Origin of the sequence: Paraburkholderia sediminicola (genome assembly GCF_046026895.1) — a bacterium.
Classification (GTDB): Bacteria; Pseudomonadota; Gammaproteobacteria; order Burkholderiales; family Burkholderiaceae; genus Paraburkholderia; species Paraburkholderia sediminicola_C.
Window position 1 is genome coordinate 1 of the sequence record NZ_JAQQEU010000186.1, and the last position, 2,942, is coordinate 2,942.

Genomic DNA, 2,942 nt, shown 5'->3' on the forward strand with positions numbered 1-2,942 from the left:
CCGACGGTGATCTCATAATGCACCTCTCACAGTTGAGTGTTGGAATGTTGCCGCTGTAGATGCCCTGAAGTGCGCACCCAATCCTTTAGTTGCCGTTCCTTGGCGGCATCCAGCGTGACCCACCACGGGCCCCGCCCATCGAGCTTGCGGGCCTGGACTACCTGGCGCTCGATCCAGTAATACACGACGTGTGGACTGACATGCAGCCGATGAGCGAGCTGCTGTACCGTGAGCTCGTCTGGCCGCTTGAAGCAGGTTACTTCAATTCGATACCGGTAGCGGATCCATTTGACCATTTCAAGCGTGAACGATTTGCCAGTAGAACTGCGTAAACCTTCCTGATTGAGGTGCGCCACGATTTGTCGGTCAGGCAGGTGCTGCGATAGTTCGCGCACCCGCTCGACGAACGCGGCGGGGTAACGCATCGCATCGGCAGCCGGCTTGGGCAAGTCCACGGTGATATCAGTACACGCGCTGCCCTGCCAGCGGATATGCAGCACCGCTTGTCTCGTGGCGGACCGTCTCTCGACCGTGATGTCCCGGATGAGCAGTCGCAACATGCGCTTGCGATCCTTCGCTGATGTGGTCGGCGCCCGCCAGAGGCGCGGCAGATTGCGCGCTAGCGCGAGGACCTGAGCTTTCTGTTCGGACGTGGCGACGAGTGCCTTCTGGCTCCGGAACCGGGCGGCTTCCGTCCTGATCGCCTCAAGGTGAAGCATCGCGTCATTCCAGCGCCGCTCGAGGGTACCCGCGACCAGACGGTTGGCCGGGTCGCATTCCTGGTAGCGACGTTCAGCGAGTGCGACCTCATACTCGGCGCGTTCGATGCGCATGTGCCACTGGCGCATGATGGCATGATCGCGTTGCTCGAGTTCGCTCAGGGCGGTCACGGCGAGCTCGAGTTCGGCTGGCTGCAGGGCGGTGAATACCGCCTCGCCAATTGCGTTGTCAAGTAGTTCGCAGCGCATGCTCATGCAATCGGTGGTCGCCAGCCCCTCGCGGCGGCGAGCACTGCATAAGTACAATGGATAAAGGCCGCCGTTACCTTGGTAGCGAACGGTCAACGCCCGACCACAGCAGCCGCATATCAGCAGTCCCTGAAGCAGCGCCAATCCTTCACGCGCTGCACCACTGAGCACGGTACCTTCGCCGTTGGTCCTGTTGTGCGCCAGGCGGTCCTGGTTGCGCTCAAATTCCTCCGGGGTGATATATCCATCATGATGGTCTGGCAGATGAACGCGCCACTCTGCCTTCGGAACCGGCTGCACGCGCTTATGGACCTCTCCCTGTGGCGTGATGCGCTGCCGATACTGGTATCGTCCAAAAACATAGATGCCGGCATAGGAAGGATTCCGTATCAAACCGAGAACACGTTCGTGACTCAGGCGCCCCCAGATGAGTCGACCCGCCCATGCACCTCCATAGGCGCGCTTGGGAAAGCGCAGGCCCTCTTCGGCAAAGCGCTTGACAACCGCGTATGCGCTGCCGGTCTCCTGAAACAGACGAAATGCCAGTTGCACGGCACCGCGTACCTCGTCATCGGGATCCAGGACGATGCGTCCTTGATCGTCGTAGCACAGGCCAACCGGGAGCGGAAACCGCAATTCACCCTTCTGCGCCTTGTTGAGCTTACCGCCCTGGAGGCGCCCGCGCAAAAAATGGAGTTCGGCCTGCGCCATCGTTCCTTTGAGACCGAGAAGCAGGCCGTCGTTGAAGTCGCCCGGGTCGTAGCAACCATCGGCGTCGATCACGAGAGTATGAGTAAGCGCACACAGCTCGAGCAGGCGATGCCAGTCCAGGTTCGAGCGCGCCAGGCGCGACACTTCCAGTGCAAACACTGCACCCACTTGCCCCATCGAGACATCCGCCACCAGCGTCTTGAAGTCCTCGCGGCCCGTCATCTGCGCCCCCGACTGACCGAGATCCCGGTCCAGCGTACGGATCGCCGTTTCCGTCCAACCCAATGCCAGCGCCTTGTCCTTCAACGCATACTGGCGCTCGGTGCTCTCCTGATGGTGTCGCACCTGGGCCAGTGTCGACTGCCGGATATAGATGTACGCCGGCTTGCTTTGATGTTGGGGGGTGATCTTGGTGTTCATCGAAGGCCTCCTCGGTCAGCTCCAGCGCGGGCTCGGCGGTGAGCCAGGCCTCGAGCATGTTGGCGATGAGTACGCCGGCCGATTGCGGATCGATGAAATTGGCGAGCGACAGCGACGGCTGGCTCACCGGCGCCCCTCAGAGCGCCTCGCGGCGGCGCAATAGTTCGCGGTTGATCTCGCAGATCTCCTCGATGATCTCGCGAACGCGGTGATAGTTCGCCAGGTGCTCGGCGACGTTGGTGTAATCGGCTTGCGGCACGTAGTCCATTTGCGGCCGGCGGCCGGGAAAGCTCACGGATAGGTAGTACTTGGGGCCATGGCCGGGGCCGTCTGCACACTTGCAGCCCGGTTTGCCGCAGCGCTTGTAGCGCTCGATGAGAGAGCCGCGCAAGAGCGTCTCTAACGCCGGCATTTGCTTCAGCAATTGCGCGCGGCGTCTGCGCAAAGTGGACGACGGAATATCTTCCATTGGCGGACCACGTTGAAAACTGGTCTGATAATAGGACAAGGAGATGCATTGATCAAGCTCCTTTGTTCGACGACTTCCTGGATGGGGCAAGCTGGTCGATCAACGTGACCAGCTCCAACAACATGCCCAGATCGAAGCAGCACACGGGCGCGATGGCGTCGTCGTGGACAGTCGGTGTGCCCCAGTCGGTCCATTCGCGCGCAATGCTAAAGCTGCCGCGTTCTGTATCGCGCAGAAGCAATGTCTCGGTGCCTGCCACGCGGCGCTCCTTCAGAACGGGAAAGCGTTGGCCCCTGAGGGGATGGAACGGGTGACGAATCTCAGCCCATCCCAAATGCTCGTTGAGCACTTGTGCAGTTCGCGCTGACCGTCCC

The 2,942-nt window shown here is 61.1% G+C and carries 3 protein-coding genes; all 3 read right to left on the reverse strand.

Annotated elements, in window-relative coordinates; all coding sequences use genetic code 11:
• Positions 1-26 precede the first annotated feature (26 nt).
• On the reverse strand, positions 27-2,099 hold the full coding sequence (locus tag PQR02_RS40010) for a recombinase family protein (RefSeq protein WP_408243325.1): 2,073 nt from the start codon (positions 2,097-2,099) through the stop codon (positions 27-29).
• A 136-nt stretch (positions 2,100-2,235) separates the two neighbouring features.
• Positions 2,236-2,568: a DUF6788 family protein gene (locus PQR02_RS40015; RefSeq protein WP_408243326.1), complete on the reverse strand. Its 333-nt coding sequence runs from the start codon at positions 2,566-2,568 to the stop codon at positions 2,236-2,238.
• 52 nt (positions 2,569-2,620) lie between these two features.
• A partial coding sequence (locus tag PQR02_RS40020) for a Y4bD/Y4pK family protein (protein WP_408243327.1) occupies positions 2,621-2,942 on the reverse strand: 322 nt, incomplete at its 5' end.

Coding starts and splice junctions, on each gene's coding strand:
- PQR02_RS40010 (WP_408243325.1), bottom strand. CDS start 2,099: ATGAACACCAAGATCACCCCCCAACATCAAAGCAAGCCGGCGTACATC.
- PQR02_RS40015 (WP_408243326.1), bottom strand. CDS start 2,568: ATGGAAGATATTCCGTCGTCCACTTTGCGCAGACGCCGCGCGCAATTG.